Annotated in this window: 20 protein-coding genes; 12 read left to right on the top strand and 8 right to left on the bottom strand. The window is 71.6% G+C overall.

All coding sequences use genetic code 11. The features are described from left to right. Positions 1–30 precede the first annotated feature (30 nt). The gene (locus FCN18_RS03305; protein WP_137093172.1) at positions 31–1,131 is read left to right on the top strand and encodes a M24 family metallopeptidase; all 1,101 of its coding nucleotides are present in this window, start codon (positions 31–33) and stop codon (positions 1,129–1,131) included. Positions 1,132–1,133: 2 nt separating this feature from the next. Continuing rightward, positions 1,134–2,318 carry a mandelate racemase/muconate lactonizing enzyme family protein gene (locus FCN18_RS03300; protein ID WP_137093170.1) on the top strand — a complete coding sequence of 395 codons (1,185 nt, stop codon included), beginning with the start codon at positions 1,134–1,136 and terminating at the stop codon, positions 2,316–2,318. A 121-nt stretch (positions 2,319–2,439) separates the two neighbouring features. Here FCN18_RS03300 and FCN18_RS03295 read toward each other — a convergent pair whose 3' ends face one another. After that, a complete protein-coding gene (locus FCN18_RS03295) occupies positions 2,440–2,811 on the bottom strand; it encodes a VOC family protein (protein ID WP_137093168.1) in 372 nt (123 codons plus the stop codon). Between the two features lie 82 nt (positions 2,812–2,893). On the opposite strand from FCN18_RS03295, the gene FCN18_RS03290 reads away from it, so the two are divergent. After that, positions 2,894–3,355 (top strand): CGNR zinc finger domain-containing protein, encoded by a 462-nt coding sequence (locus tag FCN18_RS03290; protein ID WP_137093166.1) that lies wholly within the window; start codon positions 2,894–2,896, stop codon positions 3,353–3,355. An 80-nt stretch (positions 3,356–3,435) separates the two neighbouring features. Here FCN18_RS03290 and FCN18_RS03285 read toward each other — a convergent pair whose 3' ends face one another. Together FCN18_RS03285 and FCN18_RS03280 are read right to left on the bottom strand one after the other, a co-directional pair. Next, positions 3,436–4,152: a 5-formyltetrahydrofolate cyclo-ligase gene (locus tag FCN18_RS03285; protein WP_113642642.1), complete on the bottom strand. Its 717-nt coding sequence runs from the start codon at positions 4,150–4,152 to the stop codon at positions 3,436–3,438. Positions 4,153–4,156: 4 nt separating this feature from the next. Continuing rightward, positions 4,157–5,452 carry a DUF445 domain-containing protein gene (locus tag FCN18_RS03280; protein ID WP_112266367.1) on the bottom strand — a complete coding sequence of 432 codons (1,296 nt, stop codon included), beginning with the start codon at positions 5,450–5,452 and terminating at the stop codon, positions 4,157–4,159. Between the two features lie 29 nt (positions 5,453–5,481). On the opposite strand from FCN18_RS03280, the gene FCN18_RS03275 reads away from it, so the two are divergent. Then, entirely contained in the window at positions 5,482–6,684 is a 1,203-nt protein-coding gene (locus tag FCN18_RS03275; RefSeq protein ID WP_113642643.1) for a pyridoxal phosphate-dependent aminotransferase, read from the top strand. Between the two features lie 115 nt (positions 6,685–6,799). Further along, positions 6,800–7,894: a hypothetical protein gene (locus FCN18_RS03270; RefSeq protein ID WP_137093163.1), complete on the top strand. Its 1,095-nt coding sequence runs from the start codon at positions 6,800–6,802 to the stop codon at positions 7,892–7,894. Between the two features lie 532 nt (positions 7,895–8,426). Here the strand turns inward: FCN18_RS03270 and yczR are convergent. Further along, positions 8,427–9,881 carry a MocR-like transcription factor YczR gene (gene yczR, locus FCN18_RS03265; protein WP_206077791.1) on the bottom strand — a complete coding sequence of 485 codons (1,455 nt, stop codon included), beginning with the start codon at positions 9,879–9,881 and terminating at the stop codon, positions 8,427–8,429. 62 nt (positions 9,882–9,943) lie between these two features. Between yczR and yczE the strand changes: the two genes are divergently transcribed. Continuing rightward, a complete protein-coding gene (yczE, locus tag FCN18_RS03260; protein ID WP_112266359.1) occupies positions 9,944–10,585 on the top strand; it encodes a membrane protein YczE in 642 nt (213 codons plus the stop codon). On the opposite strand, the gene FCN18_RS03255 is transcribed toward yczE, so the two are convergent. Both FCN18_RS03255 and FCN18_RS03250 read right to left on the bottom strand, forming a co-directional pair. Then, positions 10,580–11,113 carry a Clp protease N-terminal domain-containing protein gene (locus FCN18_RS03255; RefSeq protein WP_137093161.1) on the bottom strand — a complete coding sequence of 178 codons (534 nt, stop codon included), beginning with the start codon at positions 11,111–11,113 and terminating at the stop codon, positions 10,580–10,582. The two genes, yczE and FCN18_RS03255, sit on opposite strands and share 6 nt — an antisense overlap. Then, positions 11,113–11,322: a helix-turn-helix domain-containing protein gene (locus FCN18_RS03250; protein ID WP_110334589.1), complete on the bottom strand. Its 210-nt coding sequence runs from the start codon at positions 11,320–11,322 to the stop codon at positions 11,113–11,115. Before FCN18_RS03250 ends, FCN18_RS03255 begins: the two co-directional genes overlap by 1 nt. 67 nt (positions 11,323–11,389) lie before the next feature. Here FCN18_RS03250 and FCN18_RS03245 point away from each other — a divergent pair, with 67 nt between their 5' ends. From FCN18_RS03245 to FCN18_RS03230, 4 genes are read left to right on the top strand one after another with little or no spacing between them, the layout of a single operon-like run. Continuing rightward, complete coding sequence (locus tag FCN18_RS03245) at positions 11,390–12,157, top strand: hypothetical protein (protein WP_137093159.1); 768 nt, start codon at positions 11,390–11,392, stop codon at positions 12,155–12,157. A 59-nt stretch (positions 12,158–12,216) separates the two neighbouring features. Further along, positions 12,217–12,915, top strand: a complete 699-nt coding sequence (locus FCN18_RS03240; protein ID WP_112266353.1) for a DUF998 domain-containing protein — start codon at positions 12,217–12,219, stop codon at positions 12,913–12,915. A gap of 37 nt (positions 12,916–12,952) precedes the next feature. After that, a complete protein-coding gene (locus FCN18_RS03235) occupies positions 12,953–14,335 on the top strand; it encodes an amidase (RefSeq protein ID WP_137093157.1) in 1,383 nt (460 codons plus the stop codon). Beyond that, on the top strand, positions 14,332–14,886 hold the full coding sequence (locus tag FCN18_RS03230; protein WP_137093155.1) for a TetR/AcrR family transcriptional regulator: 555 nt from the start codon (positions 14,332–14,334) through the stop codon (positions 14,884–14,886). The genes FCN18_RS03235 and FCN18_RS03230 overlap by 4 nt, the downstream gene beginning before the upstream one ends. On the opposite strand, the gene FCN18_RS03225 is transcribed toward FCN18_RS03230, so the two are convergent. Further along, a complete protein-coding gene (locus FCN18_RS03225; protein ID WP_137093153.1) occupies positions 14,877–15,428 on the bottom strand; it encodes a CGNR zinc finger domain-containing protein in 552 nt (183 codons plus the stop codon). The genes FCN18_RS03230 and FCN18_RS03225 overlap by 10 nt on opposite strands. Before the next feature lie 29 nt (positions 15,429–15,457). On the opposite strand from FCN18_RS03225, the gene FCN18_RS03220 reads away from it, so the two are divergent. After that, positions 15,458–16,309, top strand: coding sequence for an alpha/beta fold hydrolase (locus tag FCN18_RS03220; RefSeq protein ID WP_113642648.1), 852 nt, complete (start codon positions 15,458–15,460; stop codon positions 16,307–16,309). Between the two features lie 77 nt (positions 16,310–16,386). Continuing rightward, on the top strand, positions 16,387–16,800 hold the full coding sequence (locus tag FCN18_RS03215; RefSeq protein ID WP_112266343.1) for a DUF6401 family natural product biosynthesis protein: 414 nt from the start codon (positions 16,387–16,389) through the stop codon (positions 16,798–16,800). On the opposite strand, the gene FCN18_RS03210 is transcribed toward FCN18_RS03215, so the two are convergent. Further along, complete coding sequence (locus FCN18_RS03210; RefSeq protein ID WP_137093151.1) at positions 16,746–17,231, bottom strand: hypothetical protein; 486 nt, start codon at positions 17,229–17,231, stop codon at positions 16,746–16,748. The genes FCN18_RS03215 and FCN18_RS03210 overlap by 55 nt on opposite strands. Positions 17,232–17,271 lie beyond the last annotated feature (40 nt).

Here is a 17,271-nt window from a genome sequence, read left to right as displayed (position 1 = left end):
CTTACGCCGCGGCGCTCGCATCCTGACGTCGTGATCCCCGAATCCCGAGTCGCCTCACTGCGGGCGCGGATGGCGGAGCACGGCCTCGACGCCGTCGCGCTCGCCAGCCCCGAGCTGATCTACTACCTGACCGGCCTCGACCACCACGGCTACTTCGCGTTCACGCTGCTTGTGGTGCCGAGGGACGGCGATCTCGCGCTCGTGACGCGCGAGATGGAGCGGCCGACCGTACGCGCCCAGGTGCCGCAGTGCCGCCACGTGACCTTCGGCGACGGCACCGACCCCGCGACCGCGGTGGCGGGCGCGCTCGCGGACGTGCCTGCGGGTGGCCGCATCGCCACCGAGGACGCGGCGATCTTCTTCCCGCCCGCCATCCACGCTCGCGCCCGCCTCGCGCTGCCGGGACGGCGGTGGACCGACGCCACGCCGCTGCTCACGGGCACGATGGCGGTGAAGACGGCCGACGAGGTGGAGCTGGTGCGCGCGGCCGCCGCGATCTCCGACGCCGCGATGGCGGCCGGGACGGCGCGCGCCCGCGAGGGCACCGCCGAGCACGACGTGGCCGCGGCCGTGCACCACGCGCTCTACTCCACCGGAGGGCAGCAGCCTGGCTTCGTCCCCATGATCCGTCCACTGTGGATGCTGGAACAGGAGCACGTGTCGTGGGGGCCGCGCACGCTCACCCGCGGCACGGGCCTGTTCCTCGAACTGTCGGGGTGCGTCCGGCGTTACCACGCGCCGCTGAGCCGCACGGTCTACGTCGGCGACCCACCCGAGGGCGCGGCGGAGGCGCACGCGGCCGCGCTCGCGGGACTGGAGGCCGCGCGCGCGACGCTCCGGCCGGGAGTGCGCACGGGCGACGTGTACGCGGCCTGGCACGCGGCGGCGGGGGTGACCGTGCCCCGGCACCACTGCGGCTACCTCGTCGGCATCGGGTTCCCGCCGAGCTGGGTCGGTGGTGGCGAGGTGCTCGGCATCCGACCCGGCGGCGACACCCGCGTGCGGGCGGGCATGACGTTCCACCTCATGTCGTGGGTGCCTGGCCATGTCGTCTCCGACACCGCGCTCGTCACGAGCGAGCACACCGAGTTCCTGACCCGTACCTCCCGCGACCTCACGGTGGTGAGCTGACGATGCGTATCACGGCGATCCGCGCGACCCCGGTGGCCGTGCCGTACCGCGCCGAGGAGATCTGGGCGTTCGGCAGACGGCGCGGCCAGGTGAGCGTGCTCGTCGAGGTGGAAACCGACGAGGGCGTCACGGGGCTCGGCGAGGCGGCCGCGTACCCGTCGGCGGACATCGTGCTCGCGGTGCTGCGCGGCATCGAGCCGCTCGTGCTCGGCGAGGACCCGTTCGCGGTGGAACGGCTGGTGCGCCGGATCGAACTGGTGGGCACGTGGCACCACTTGAAGGCGACGAGTCCGGCGATCGCGGCGGTGGAGATGGCGTGCTGGGACCTCGCGGGCAAGGTGTGCGGGCAGCCGCTGGTGAACCTGCTGGGCGGACGGTTCCGCGACCGCGTCGAGTGCTTCTACTACGTCGCGCGCGGGGAACCGGAGCAGGTGGCCGCCGAGGCGCGGCTCGCGGTGAAGTCCGGTTTCTCCACCTGCTACCTGAAGGTGGGCTCCGACGACCCGCATGCCGATGTCGAGCGCGTGGAAGCGCTGCGCGACGGCGCGGGACCCGAGGCACGGCTGCGCGTGGACGCCAACGAGGCGTGGGCGCCGGGCACGGCGGTGCGCGTGATCGGCGAGCTGGCGCGGTTCGGGCTCGAGCTCGTGGAGCAGCCCGTGTCGGGACGGAACCTGGCGGAAATGGCCTACGTGCGTAGCCGGATCGACGTGCCGCTGCTGGCGAACGAGGCGAGCTGGACGCGTTTCGACCAGCTCGCGGTGATCAGAGCGGGGGCGGCCGACGCGCTGTCCGTGGACAACCAGCTGGACGGCGGGCTGCTGAACCTCAAACGATCGGCCGGTATCGCGGAGGCCGCCGGGCTGCCGGTGGTCAAGCACAGCCTCGGCGAGCTGGGCGTGGCGCTGGCGGCGGCCGTGCACGCGATCGCGGCGACGCCGAACTTCACCTACGCCAACCAGGCGTACGGGGCGCTGCTGGCCGACGACGTGACGGTGGGCTTCGGCGGCGGGATCGACGGATACGAAGGGGGCCGCGTCCCGGTGCCGACGGCGCCCGGCCTGGGCGTGACCCTCGACGCGGATCGGGTCGCCCGCTACGCGGAGCTGTACCGCGCGGAAGGCGCGAGCTTCGCCTTCACCGACTCCTTGGCGCTGACGCGCTCGCACGCCCTCCCCAAGTTCTGAGAACGCTCCCCAAGGCCACCTTTGTTGCGCCCGCCCGTCTCCCCCCACCGCCCAAACGGAGACGCTGACGCGCCACTGTGTCGATTCCACGCACCAAAGGTGGCCTTGGTCGCAGTGAGGGTCAGCAGGCGCAGAGGCAGAAGGGGTGGCCTGCCGGGTCGGCGTAGACGCGGAACGTCTTCGGCTCGTCGTCGAGCAGCCGGGCGCCGAGGTCCAGCACGCGGTGGTGCTCGGCGTCGATGTCGGGCACGTCGAAGTCGAGGTGCAGCATCTGCGCGCGCTCGTTGGACGGCCACGTCGGCGGCCGGTACGCGGGGTCCTCCTGGAAACAGATGTCAGCGCCGCCGTCGGGGTTGACGAGCGTGACCCATCGGTCGCCCGGCTTGTTCTCGTCGTGGATCTTCCAGCCGAGCAGCTCACCGTAGAACCCCGCCAGCCCGTAAGGGTCCGGGCAGTCGAGCGCCACGCAACCGAACTTGACACCTGCACTCATCACTACCTCCTCATAACTTGTCAACGCAGTATGGTGGTTACTTCCCGTCCTGGGCAACCACCGTCGGCAATACACTGGTGACGTGTCCCCTGATGTTTCCCTCGTTCTCGGCTTCCTGAACACCGTTGACGTCGAGCAGGACACCGACGTGCTGCGGACGGAGCCGGACTGGCACGCGTGGGCACGTGAACGGGACCTCCGCCCCGACGCGCTCGCCGACGCGGTGCGTGCCCGGGGCGCCCTCCGCGCCGCGCTCGGCGACCCGGACGCCATGCCCGCGGAGGTCGGCGCACCGGTCGAGGTCACGCTGTCGGCGGCGGGGCCGGAACTGGCAGCCGCCTCGGCCGTGGGCGCGGTGTTCGCCGCCGCGGCGCGCCTTGCCGTTCGAGGCGAGTGGGACCGCCTGAAGATCTGCCCCGCCGATGATTGCCGGTGGGCGTTCTACGACCAGTCGCGCAACCGCTCACGCACGTGGTGCTCGATGAAGGTGTGCGGCAACCGGCAGAAGGCGCGGGCCTTCCGCGAACGCTCCACAGAGCGATGACCCTGTGGATAACTCGGTGGATAACTTCCCCAACTGTGGATAACCTCCCCCAGCCGGGTGTCCTCGGCCGGGGGATCCCTCTACGGTCGGCGGGCCGCCAGCGCGGGAATCTCCGCGATCTTCTCCTCGGGCAGGTGATCCCACAGGATCCCCGTGCTCCGCTTCCTGCGCGGCGCCCGGATCACCTCGTCCGGCGTCACCACCACGTCCACGCGGAAATCGTGGTCGGTCTCCGGCAGCGGCTCGTCGAGCACCTGCCGCGAGTGCACCGTCGTGGCGATCACCGTGTCGTCGCCGACCAGCCCGGCCTCGACGAGCAGACCGAACTCGATGTCGGAGAACCCGCCGCCCTTGCCGACGCGCACACCCTCGCGGTTCACGGCGACCGTCCCGCACACCACGAGATCCACCCGCCGCATCTCGGGCACCGACACCGGGGAGCCCATCCGCAGCGCACGGTCCTTCGCCGCCGCCCTTCGGGACGACTCGCTCACCTTCGCCGGGTCCAGCAGCACGAACGGGCGCGCGTCCGTCAGCTTCGGCACCGCCATGTAGAGCAGCTTGCCTGCCGCGAGCGCCCGTGAGCGCACCGGCAGCTGCGGGCTGTCCGGGTTGGCCTTCACGACCGAGGCCGTCGCCCACTCGCGCAGCCCCGCCAGCGCGGCGGCCGCCTCGTCGGCGCCCACGAAGTTCGGGATCCGGCCCCGCGCGCCGGGGAACCGCGCGAGCTTCTCGCGTTCCAGCAGCTCCCACACCCGCTGCCGGACCTCCTGCTTCGCGGACTCGACGTCGCCCATGGCGTCAGAACAACATCTGGGCGACCGTGTAGATCAGCAGCCCGGCCAGCGCGCCGACCACCGTGCCGTTGATGCGGATGAACTGCAGGTCGCGCCCCACCTGGAGCTCGACCTTGCGCGACGTCTCGTCGGCGTCCCAGCGCTCGACGGTGTCGGTGATGATCGTGGTGATCTCCTTGGAGTAGTGGGTCACCACGTAAGCCGCGGCGCTCTCCACCCAGCCGTCAACCTTGCCCGCGAGCGCGGGGTCGGACTGCAGCCGCGTACCCAGCGTGAGCAGCCCTTCCCGTACGCGCCTTCGCAGCTCGCTCGACGGGTCCTCGGCCGCGGTGAGCAGCATGTCCTTGGCCGTCGACCACGCGGAGCCGATCAGCTTCTGCACCTCGGGGTGCTGGATCAGCTGCTGCTTGACCTGCTCGGCACGCGCCATCGTCTCGGCGTCCTTCTGCAGGTCCTGCGCGAACTCGCCGAGGAACTTGTCGAGCGCCAGCCGCATCGGGTGGTTGACATCGGTCTTGACGGCCCACGCGAACGCCAGCACCTCGCCGTAGACCTTGTCGGCGAGCATCTCGTCGACGAACCTCGGCGACCACGACGGCGCGCGGTCGGACACCACGCGCAGCACCGTGGTGTGGTTGGTGCGCACCCACTCGTACGCGCGGTCGCACATGAGGTCGACGAGCCGGTAGTGGGCGCCATCGGTGAGCACCTGCTCCAGCAGCTTGCCCAGCGGCGGGCCCCAGTCACGCTCGACCACCCTGCGCACCACCGCCTGCTCCAGCACGGCCTGCACGTCGTCGTCGCGCAGGATCGTCACCGCGCCGCGCACGATGTTGGACAACTCGGCGGTGGCGCGCTCGGCGTTCTCCGGCTTGGCGAGCCACTCTCCCGTCCTGCTCGCGATCTCGACCCGGCGCAGCTTGTCGCGAACCACGGTCTCGGAGAGGAAGTTCGAGCCGACGAAATCGCCGAGGCTGTCGCCGAGCACGTCCTTCTTGTTCGGGATGATCGCCGTGTGCGGGATCTTGATCCCCAGCGGATGCCGGAACAGCGCCGTGACGGCGAACCAGTCGGCCAGCGCACCCACCATGCCGGCCTCGGCGGCCGCCCGCACGTAGCCGACCCACGGACCCCAGCCCGCCGACTGCGCCCAGCTCGTGAGCAGGAAGATCACCGTCGCGCCGAGCAGGAACGACAGTGCGACCAGCTTCATCCTGCGCAGACCGCGCCGCTTGCTCTCCTCGCGCGCGAGCCCACCTGGCGGTTGGGCCGGCGCGGTGACGGACCTCGGTTGCTCCACACCCTCATTGTCCGTGAGGATGGGCGATCGTGCGTGAACCGATACTCGTCCCCCGCCTGCAGCCCTTCACCTCGACCATCTTCGCCGAGATGACGGCGCTGGCCGTGCGGACGGGAGCCGTCAACCTCGGCCAGGGCTTCCCCGACACCGACGGCCCCTCGGGCATGCTCGACGCGGCGAGGGACGCGCTGTTCGGCGGCGCCAACCAGTACCCGCCCGGCCCGGGCAGGCCGGAGCTGCGCGCGGCCATCGCGGCGCACCGGACCCGCTACGGCACCCACTACGACCCGGACACCGAGATCCTCGTCACGGCTGGCGCGACCGAGGCCATCGCGGCGAGCCTGCTCGCGCTGACCGAGCCGGGTGACGAGGTGATCGTCATCGAGCCGTACTACGACTCCTACGCCGCCTCGGTCGCCATGGCGGGCGCCACCAGGCGCGTCGTGTCGCTGGTGTCGGCGCAAGGCCGGTTCGCACTCGACACCGACGCGCTGCGTGCCGCCGTCACGCCCGCGACCCGCGCGATACTGGTCAACTCGCCGCACAACCCCACCGGCACCGTGTTCACGCGCGCGGAGCTGTCCGCCATCGCCGAGGTGTGCGTCGAGCACGACCTCGTGGCCATCACCGACGAGGTCTACGAACACCTCGTCTTCGACGACAACGAGCACGTGCCGCTGGCGACCCTGCCGGGCATGCGCGAGCGCACGGTGTCGATCTCCAGCGCGGGCAAGACCTTCAACTGCACGGGCTGGAAGATCGGCTGGGTGTGCGCGACCCCGGAGCTGGTCGCCGCGGTGAAGGCCACCAAGCAGTTCCTCACGTTCGTCTCCGGCGGCCCGCTGCAGCCCGCCGTCGCGTACGCGCTCGAACACGAGCTGGACTGGGTCGAGCAGCTGCGCACGGCACTCGCCGCGAAGCGCGACCGGCTCACGAAGGGCCTGGCCGAGGCCGGTTTCGCGGTGTGGCCGAGCGCGGGCACGTACTTCGTGTGCGCCGACGTCCGGCCGCTCGGGTTCACCGACGCCGCCGAGCTGGCCTGGCAACTCCCGGAGCGAGTCGGGGTCGCCGCGGTGCCCGTCAAGGTGTTCACCGACCACCCGGAAGGGTGGAATCACGTGCTCCGCTTCGCGTTCTGTAAGCGCGACGAGGTGCTCGACGAAGCGATCGAACGACTCCATGGGCTCGCGACGATTGGGCCGTCCGGGGTGGATCGAACGCGCACGAGGTGAAACACTCCCCACCGGTGCTAGAAATAGCAGTCCCGGCCTAGGCACGGCCTGGTCAGAGGGGCGCAGGAAGATCAACTGGCAGACGGCGGTGGTTCCGGTGAGGAGATTGGGTGGCGTGCGCGCATCCGAACTCCTTTCGGCTGCCCTGCCGCGCTTCCTGATCGTCGTGGGCGTCGCCGCGGGAGGCTGGCTGCTGACGGCCTTGCTTTCCTCCGCCGCGCTGGCGAGCACCGACGAGCCCTGTGCCCACGGCACCGGCGTGACCAGCGCGGTTTCCGAGGACGAGCCTGCGGAGCCCCGCGAGGAAGCCGAACCGGTGCTGCCGGAGGAGGCGGCCGAGCACGCCGCCACCGCGGACGGGCCGGTGGAACAGGCTCCCGTGCCTGGGCCCGTCGATGGCCCTCCGCCCGCACCGGAGCCTGAGCCCGAGCAGACTTCGCCCCTGGACGCTCAAGTCGAGCCTCCCGCTCCGGTGGCTCCCGAGCCGCGGCAGACCTACACCCCGCAGAACCCGGTCGGCGGGCTACTCGGCACGGTCAACAAGACCGTCAACAACCTCGTCGGCACCGTCACCACCACGGTGCACAACACGGTCGGCACCGTGCCCCAGACGGTGCAGACCACCGTCAACGGCGTCACCGGCGCCCTCAACGGCACGATCGAGGGCATCGCCCCGATCGTCGACGTGCCCGGCACGCTGCCCGAGCTGGGCATCACGCTGCCCGAGGTCGACCTCACGCTGCCCTCGGTGCCCGAGGCCGGCAGCGGCGACGGCGCGGTCATCGCGGTGCCCGCCGATCCGGTTCCCGCGACCGTGCCCGACAGGCCTACCCCGGTGCGTGCGCCCGCGCAGGACCGGCCAGCGACCGCGGCCCCGCAGGCGACCGCGCAGTCCGACGCCACGCTTCTGGCGACCACGCCGGTGCCGTCGTCGGCCGAGTCGAACGCCACCGACGCCCCCGAGGCCGGTGGCGGCGGGGCGCCCGGCGGAGGCGGTCCCCTGAACCCGCTGCCCGCGGGCCCTGTCAGCTTCGCCACCGGCTCCTGCAGCATCGCCGCCCCTCAGGACAACGCCGCGGGCCGGTCGGTCCACGGCATCCTGAGCTGGGCGCCCACCCTGACCCAGCTCCGGCTCATCGGAGCCAGCCGCGATCACGACGCCGACGGCGCTGGCAGGGAAGCCGCCCTGCCCACCACCACCCCGGACTGACCCGGCCCGGTAAACCGGGAGCAGTGCGTCCAAACCAAGATCAACTTCTGGTTGTTCGCCGTTCACCGGTCATGACGACGTTCAGGTCGCAGTCGTTTGCCTAGGGGTTCTTCCGTGCATTCAAGTCTTCCCGCTCGACCGACCGCGCCCGGTCGTGACGGGGCCTGGTCCCGGCGTCGCCCTGCCCCTGCGGCGTCGGGACCCGATCGGGAGCAGCGTCGGGTGTTCCTGTTCACCGCGCCGAACAGGAACAGCCACCCGATGCGCTCCTGAGCCGAGCGGCCCACCCGGCATGGCGAGGGGCGATGCCGGGCAGGGCCCTCGGCGCCCGTGCCCGAACAGGGCACGGCCGGAGCCGGTGCGCTGGATGATCGACCGTCCCGTATCCCTGGAGTGACGGCACCCCCGCATCCAGCGCACCGGCTCTCTCTACGTCACCCCGACACTGCAGTGAAGGCCACCTTGACTGCGTTGAACGCAGTGAAGGTGGCCTTCACTGCAGTTGGTGCCACCGCGGCAGGCACCACCGGGGTCAGGTCACCGCACCGGCCGAAGTCTCGATCGCCGGCGCCGCCGAGAGCACCGAGGCCGCCGCGACGCCGAGCCTGCGCACCGCCTCGCGCAGTCGTCCAGGCGGCAGCGAGAACGGCAGCCGCAGCCAGCGTTCGAGTCCGCCGTGCACACCGAATCGGGCGCCCTCCGCAACGAGCACCCCGTGGTTGGCGGCAGCCACGCTCAGCCGCGTGCTCATCGGCTCCGGCAGCCTGCACCACAGCGACAGCCCACCGTCCGGCACGCGGAACGTCCATTCCGGACAGTGCTCCCGCATCGCCGCCACGAGGGCGTCGCGCATCCCGCGGATCTCGGTCCGGCGCGCACGGAGCGCGGGTTCCGGATCGGCGAGCAGCTCCGCGAGCGCCAGCTGTTCCAGCACCGGCGAACCGAGGTCGAGCGTGCACCTGGCGGCGGCCAGGCGGTCGATCAGGTCCTCCTGCGCCCTGATCCAGCCCAGCCGCAGCCCGCCCCAGTACGACTTCGCCGCCGAGCCGACGGTGATCGCCCAGTCGCGCGCGAACGCGGCGAGCGGCGGCACCGGTTCCGCGCCGTCGCGCAGGTCGAGTTCGGCCAGGGTCTCGTCGACGACGGCGGGCGTCCTCGCCCTGGCCAGAGCGGCGCCGAGGCGTTCGCGATCCTCGGCGCCGAGCAGGTGACCCGTGGGGTTCTGGAAGTCGACGGCGAGGCAGGCGAGCCGGGGCGCGGCCTGGCGCAGGGCGGCGTCGATGCCGGGCACGTCCCAGCCGTCATGCGGGTCGACGGCCACGGGAACCGACAGCGCGTGCGCGGCGCGGATGGCCCCCGCCGTGTTCGGGTAGCAGGGCTGCTCGAGGAGCACGCGGTCGCCGGGGCCGACCAGCGCGCGCAGCACGAGCGCGAGCGCGTGCTGGGCGCCGTTGGTGATCAGCACCTGCTCCGGGCTCGTCGGCAGGCCGCGCGCGGTGTAACGGTCCGCGATCCGCTCGCGCAGCACCGGCAGGCCACGCACGTGGTAGCCGTGGTCGAGCAGCTCCGCCGCGAATACCCCGCGCACGGCGTCGAAGGCCGGCGGAAGCGCGGGCACCGCGGGCGGCGAGGCGTGCGAGAGATCGATGAGGTCGAGCCGGTCGGTGGGGGCGAGCCGCAGGCCACGGCCACCCTGCGGGAACGTGATCCACGAGCCCGCGCCCTGTCTGCTCGCGACGAGCCCGTGCTCGCGGAGCCGATCGAGCGCGGCGCCGACGAGGGTCCTGCTGACGCCGAGCGCGTCGGCCAGCTCCCGCTCCGCGGGCAGCCGGGTGCCCACCGGGAGCCGGCCGTCGAGGACCTGCAGCTCGATCGCGGAGGCCAGGTCGGCGGCGCCGCGCCGGGAGCCGCTCTGCCGCCAATCGCCGAGCGTCGTGGCCAACCGGCCGCCCGATATCCGTCCACCTAGTGGGAACTGACCGTTCATCAGTCCAATTGTTGCCGATTGGCTATGGTCATACCAGCCATTGGTCACAGATATTGGATTGTGTGGCTCAGCTAGAACAGATCGACCTCCGTCCCGTCCCCGTCACCGCCAGCCCCACCCGCAGGCTCACGCAGCTGCTGCTCGGCCTCGCGCTCTACGGCACGAGCATGGCGCTGATGACCAGGGCCGGACTCGGCCTGAACCCTTGGGACGTGCTGCACGAGGGCGTGGTGAACCGGACCGGCCTGACGTTCGGCACGGTCACCGCGCTCGCCTCGGGGGTCGTGCTGCTGCTGTGGATCCCGCTGAAGCAGCGGCCAGGAATCGGCACCGTCGCGAACGTGGTCGTCATCGCCATCACGGTCGACCTGGCCCGGCTGGTGCTGCCCGACCAGCACGCACTGGGCTGGCAGGTCACGTTCCTGCTGAGCGGCATCGTCCTCAACGGACTCGCGACGGCGGTCTACGTCGGCGCCCGGCTCGGCCCCGGGCCGCGCGACGGGCTCATGACCGGCCTCGCGGCGCGAACGGGCCGCTCGGTGCGCCTCGTCCGCACCCTGATCGAGCTCACGGTTCTCGGCGTCGGCTGGCTGCTCGGCGGCACGGTCGGCCTCGGCACGGTGCTCTATGCGCTGGCCATCGGCCCGCTGGCGCAGCTGTTCCTGCCCTACGTCGTGTGGCGACAGCGCTCAGCGCGGTCATGAGGCCGCGCGCAGCGCGTTCCTGATCGCCTCCGGCGAGAGTCCCTGCCCGGCGAGCACGTCCGCCGCCGGGCCGGGCACCGCGGCCAGCGCCAGCAGGATGTGCTCGCCGCCGATCGCGTTGCCCCGCAACATGATCACCTCACGCAGGGTCCGTTCGAGGACCCGCTTGCCGCTGTCGGAGAACGGGATGTGCCCGCCCGCGCACCGCCAGCCGCCCGCGAGCGCACCGGGGCCGTGCTCCTGCTCCACTCGCGACACGATCGCGTCGACGTCGATGCCGAGCCCGCCGAGTGCGGCGGCGTCGAACTCGGTCACCCCGCCCCGGCGGCGGACCTCCTGCGCCTGGGCGGCCAGGTCGTCGAGCGCGACGCCGAGCGTGGCGAGCAGCCGGCCGGCCCCGCCGTCGGGGAACCGGGTGAGCGCCACGAGCACGTGCAGCGGGTCGATCTCCGGCGAACGCAGCGTCTGCGCCTCGCACACGGCCATCTTGACCGCGGCGCGGGCGTCTTTCGTGAACCGCTCGAACATCAGCGTCTCCCGTACTTCTTGTGGACGGCCTGCCTGCTGACCCCCAGCTCGTCGGCGATGTCCTGCCACGACCAGCCGTGCACGCGCGCGCTGCGCACCTGCACGGCCTCGAGCTGCTCCAGCAGCCTTCGCAGCGCGGCCACGGCACGCAGGCCGACCCTGGGGTCGCGGTCACCCGCTCTCGCGGCCAGATCGGTTGCTTCGGTCATATCGTCAATCTAGGTTGACATGCTCGCCGATGTCAACTCTAGTTGACGATTGGCTAGTGTCGATCCCGTGCCCGAGATCGATATCGCCGAGCGGCCGGGCGTCGGCCTCGACGGCAGGCCGAGACCGACCGAGGACCACGTGGTGACCACCGCCAACGCGGTGGTGCTGCTGGACGGCGCCACCGAGTTCCGCGTCGAGCTGCCCAGCGGTGGCTGGTACGCGTCCCGGCTCGCCGAACACCTCCACGCCGGCCTGACGGACGCGCCCGAGGCCGAGCTCGGTGACCTGCTCGCCGCCGCGATCTCCGGCGTCGCGAGCGAACACGGGCTGCGGCCGGGTCACTCACCGTCGAGCACGGTCGCCATGCTGCGCTGGACCGCCGAGCGTGTGGACGCGCTCGTGCTCGCCGACAGCCCGATCGTCGCGTTCGGACGGACGGGCACCAGTGTGCTCGCCGACCAGCGCCTCAGCCGCCTGCGCGACGGCGGGCACCTGCGCACCCGCGCCGACGTCAACCGGCTGCGCAACGCGGAGAACGGCTTCTGGGTCGCCGAAGCGGACCCGGCCGCCGCCGAGCACGCGCTCCGCGCGAGCTGGGCGCTCGCCGATGTCGAGACGGTACTGCTCGCCACGGACGGCGTCTCGGTGGGAATCGACGACTACGGTCTCTTCGACTGGCCCGCCGTGCTCCGCATCGCCCGCGAACACGGCGCGCAGGCGGTGCTCGACGCCGTACGCGAGGCCGAGGAGGCTGACCCCGACGGCACCCGCTGGCCGCGCACGAAACGCCACGACGACCAGGCGTTCGCCGTGATCGACTTCACCCCCGATTAGGGGGTGACTCAGGGTCTTCCCCGGATCCGAAGTCGACCAAGTAGGGCCAAGCTTTAGTCATGGCCAACCTGGGGACCAAAACAGCCACCAATGCGGTCGCTCGCACTCGTGTGTGGGCGATCGCGGCCTGGGCGTCCCTCGGCTGGGCGCTGTTCACGCTGACGATCCTGCACCTGGTCAGCTCTTTCGACCCGCTCGCCGACCCGCTGAGCCGCTACGCCTTCAGCGACCACGGCGGCGGCATGCTCGAGGCGAGCCTGCTGTCGTTCGCGGTCGGGGTGATCGCCGTGCGCGGGGCCCTGCTCGCCTCGGGCATCACGTTCCCCCGCACGACGTCTGTGCTCATCTACGCCACGGCGACCGGCCTCGTCGGCGCCGCGCTCTTCCCGGCCACGTTCACGCCCGAGATCGATCCGGTCAGCGGCCGGATTCACCAGTACGCGAGCCTCATCGCGTTCCTGTGCCTGCCCGCGATCGCCTTCTCGCTGCTCGACCGGTTCAAGGAGGTGCCCGGGCTCACCCCCAGCCGAGTGATGCTGGTGCGGTTGCTCTGGATCGGCCTCGCGAGCCTCGGGCTGTTCGGCGTCAGCTACGTCGCGGACGCACTGCCGACCACTCCGGCGATCACCACGATCATGACCCTCCTGCCGGTGGGATTCACCCAGCGGATCGTGTTCGTCGTGGACTTCCTACTGCTCGCGGCCCTGCTCGTGACCGCCATCCGCACCGCGCGACTACAGCAGACGGACGGTCGGTGATATCCTCGTTCGTTCGAACGAACAACGTGGAGCCGCCATGCGACACACCGAGCAGGACATCGCATTCGCGGGCCTCACCGGGCAGGCCACGCTGCTGGCCGAAGGCCGCGTCAGCGCGGTAGAGCTCACCTCGGCGGTGCTCGGCCGCATCGCCGAGACGCAGCCGACGCTCAACGCCTTCCGCCACGTCCGCGCGGCCGAGGCGGGCCGGGAGGCCGAGGCCGCCGACCGCCGCCTCGCCGATGGCGAGCGGGCTCCGCTGCTCGGCGTCCCCGTGGCGATCAAGGACGACACTGACATCGCGGGCCTCCCCACGGCCTTCGGCTGCCGCGGCGACTTCCCCGTTCGCGACGCCGACGCGGAGATCGTCACGCGCCTGCGCCGGGCGGGCGCCGTGATCGTGGGCAAGACCAACACGCCGGAGATCGGCCAGTGGCCGTTCACCGAGGGCACGGGGTTCGGCGTGACACGCAACCCCTGGGACACCGCCCACACGCCCGGCGGGTCCTCCGGCGGCTCGGCCTCGGCCGTCGCCGCGGGGATCGTCGCGGGTGCGGTCGGCTCGGACGGCGCCGGATCGATCCGCATCCCGGCGGCGTGGACCAACCTCGTCGGCATCAAGGCCACCCGCGGTCTGGTGCCCACCGCACCCGAACCGGAGCTGTTCCACGGCCTGACCGGGCACGGCCCACTGGCGAGGACCGTGGGCGACGCGGCGCTGTTGCTCGATGTCCTCGCCGGCACAGCGAACCGGTTCCGCACCGCGGCGGCGCGCGAACCACGCCCGCTGCGCATCGGTCTCGCGTTGAACGTTCCGTTCACGGCGCTCTACACGCGGCTCGACGAACGCGTCCGCGCCGCGGTCGTCCGGCTCGCGGGCGTGCTCACCGACCTCGGCCACGAGGTGGTCGAGACCGAACCGCGCTACGGGCTGATCGGGCTGGACTTCCTCCCGCGCTCACTCGCGGGCGTCGCCGACTGGGCCGACCGCGTGCCGGATCCCGCACTGCTCGACCCGCGCACGCTCGCCAACCGGCGCACGGGCACCCGTCTGCGGCCGCTGCTCGCCCTCTCGCGGCGGCTGGAACCGCTGTGGAGCAGGCGGGTCGGCAAGGTGTTCTCCGACAGCGAAGGCGTCGACGTGCTGCTCACGCCCACCACAGCCACCCCACCGCCCCGGGCCGACGTGTTCGCCGACCTGCCGAACTGGCGCACCGACCGCGCGATCGTCGCCGCCTGCCCGTTCGCGTGGCCGTGGAACGTGCTCGGCTGGCCCTCCGTGAACGTCCCCGCCGGTCTCACGGCCGATGGGCTGCCGATGGGCGCCCAGCTCGCCGGGCCTGCCGGCTCGGAGGACCTGCTGATCTCACTGGCCGCGCAGCTGGAAGGCGTCGAGCGCTGGCACGATCGGACACCGTGAACACCAGGGAGGCGATCCTGCGCGCCGCACTGCGCGTGATCGGCGAGCAGGGCGTGGCCGGGCTGACCAACCGGCGGATCGTCGCGGAGGCCGGGGTCTCGCTCGGCTCGCTGACCTACCACTTCCCCAGCCAGACCGAACTGCTGCGCGAGGCACTGCTGCTCTTCGTCGAGGACGAGACGGGCAGGCTCGCCGGGCTGGCCGAGGCGCAGCGCGCCGAGGACCTGAGCCTCGCCGACGCCGCCGCGACGGTCGAGCGGGTGCTCGAGGCGATGCCGATGAGCATCGACGAGATCGCGTCGCTGGAGCTGTACCTGCAGGCGGGACGGGATCCGGAGTTGCGCGACGCGACCCGGCGCTGTTTCGCCGCCTACGACGACCTCGCTGTGACGATCCTGCGAGCACTCGGGGTGCCCGGCCCGGAGCGCCTCGCCGGGCCGGTGGTTGCGCTGATCGCAGGCCTGCAGCTGCGCAGGCTCGCCACGGGTGCTCCTCCGGCGACGCCGGCGGGCGATGCGCTGCTGATGCTCATCGGCGGCGATCAGCGCTGACGCCTGGCGTAGTGCGCGCGGGCCTTCGCGCGGTTGCCACAGCGGGCCATCGAGCACCACTGCCGGTTGCGCTTCGGCGACGAGTCGGCAAACCGGAGCCCGCAGTCGTCAGCCGCGCAGACGCGCACGCACGGCGAGCTCGTGACCAGTTCGATCGCGTCGACGGCGAGCGCGGCGAGCGACGCCGCGACCCGCCCGGCGCTGCCCTGAGCGGTGCGGTGAGGCGTTCCGTCGGCGTCGACGCGCAGCGCCGGCGCGGGCGCCGAGACGGCCACGGAGTTGAGCACGGCCACGTCCGCCCGTCCGGGCCGCTCTCCCGCCGATACCGCGCGGGTGACGCGATCGACGGCCTCGCGCAGCTGTCGCGCGGTCGCCAGGTCCGCCGCCGTGGCCCTGCCGCCGTAACCGGCTAGGCCCAGCCATTCGGTGAGCGCGGAGGGCGTGGTGAGCAGTTCCCTGCCGCCCCTGTGCCGATCGCGCAGCGTGTTGACCAGGTGGAGGCAGGGCCTGCCGCCGTCGAACACCCATTCGGCCGTGGTCATCTAACCACCTTAACTGGTTAGAATCAGGCATGGACACCGGGATGGAGCAGGTCAACGGCATCCGAATGCACTACCGACGTGCGGGCTCCGGCCCGCCCGTCGTGCTGCTGCACGGCTGGCCGCAGACGGGTCACTGCTGGCGCAAGGTGGTCGAGCCGCTGGCGCGGGAGCACACGGTGCTGGTGCCGGACCTGCGCGGCTACGGGCTCACCGACAAGCCGCGCGAGGGCTACGACAAACGCACGATGGCCGCCGACGTCGCGGCGCTCATCGATGCGCTGGGCTTCGACCGGGTGAGCGTCGTCGGGCACGACCGGGGCGGCCGGGTCGGTCATCGCTGGGCGCTCGACCGGCCGGAGCAGGTCGAGCGGCTCGCGGTGCTGGACATCATCCCCACCAGGGAGATGTGGCGACGGCTGGACGGCGGAGTCGCGCGCGGTTACTGGCACTGGTTGTTCCACCTGCAACCGGATCTCCCGGAGCGGCTGGCGGGCCAGGACGTCGCCGGGTACCTCGGCTACTTCTTCGAGCGCTGGACCCACCGGCGGGACCGGCTGGAACCGGAGGCGATCGCCGAGTACGTCCGCGCTTTCTCGGCACCGGGCGCGCTGCGGGCGGGTTTCGACGACTACCGGGCCTCGTTTCCCACCGACGCCGAGCACGACGACGCCGACGCGGACGCGGGACGCAGGCTCAGGCTGCCGGTGCTCGCACTGTGGGGAGAGAAGGGCCTGCTCGGCACGTTGCCGAGCGCGGAGATCTGGCGGGAGTACGCCGACAACGTGACCGCCGCGGCCATCGCCGACTGCGGGCACTTCCTGCCCGAGGAGCAGCCCGAGGCGGTGGTGGACCACCTGCGGAAGTTCCTCGCGGCTGAGTGACCCCGATCGTTGTCACCCACTGGCAGGTACCAGTAGCGATCAATCGCTCGCTGTGTGCATCATCAGGTGTGGGCTGGTTGGACTCGGCGACGGACCGTTCTGCGCGCCGCTGGCTGGGCCGGATGGGCGAGGAACTCCAGTCCGGCTGGCAGGCGCTCGCGCAGCCGGCCCTTCGGCGACTGTTCGACCAGCATCTCGACGCGGTCGCCGACACGCTGCGTGATGAGGAGCAGCTGATCGAGCGCGCCGTCCCCACCACGCAGCTGGTGCTGATCGCCGGCCACGCCTACGACATCCGCAGACAGGCCCTTCGTGAAGGTTGGCAGCCCCCGAGTACGGAGGCCGACTGGACCAGCGACGAATGGTACGGCCTGCGCCTGCTCGCCTGCTACGAACTCGCGTCACGCGAGCCGCGCGGGCCGAGACCGGCTCGCCGTCACAGCGACTGGTTCTCGATCGTCGGGCTCATCCGTGGGTCGCGTCCCGGCTGACCCGGCACGGGAGCCACCACCGGGCCGCGTTGGAGCTCGCCGTTCGTGGTCCGTGCTGTCGGTACGCCGGACGCCGTAGCGGACTTGTTGATGCTCTCCTCGACCATCTTGCTGTCGTGCATGTTCGACAACACGGCCATGGTGACCGCGTGCACGAGCCCGAGAACGAGCAGCAGTACACCGAGGTTGCCGACGACCGCACGGATCGTCCCGCCGCCGAAGTCGAAGTTGAACACCGACAGCAGCATCATGAAGCCCAGCATCACGATGTGGAAGAGCACCGCGATGAGCCGGGTCTGAGAGCCCGCCGTCGACATGTCGGTGTCCACATCGGACAAATACCGCTTACCGCTGTGGTAGAGGATCTGCCCATCGGCGACGATCATGACGAGGCCCAGGCCGAGGAACGCGAGATAAGCGTCGGTTGGCACCTCAGACTCCTTTCTGCGTGACACGGTTCGCTGCGTGACA

Source organism: Prauserella endophytica (genome assembly GCF_005146945.1).
Lineage (GTDB): Bacteria > Actinomycetota > Actinomycetes > Mycobacteriales > Pseudonocardiaceae > Prauserella_A > Prauserella_A endophytica.
The sequence above is the reverse complement of the archived record's forward strand: the minus strand, read 5'-3'. Positions and strand labels throughout refer to the sequence as shown.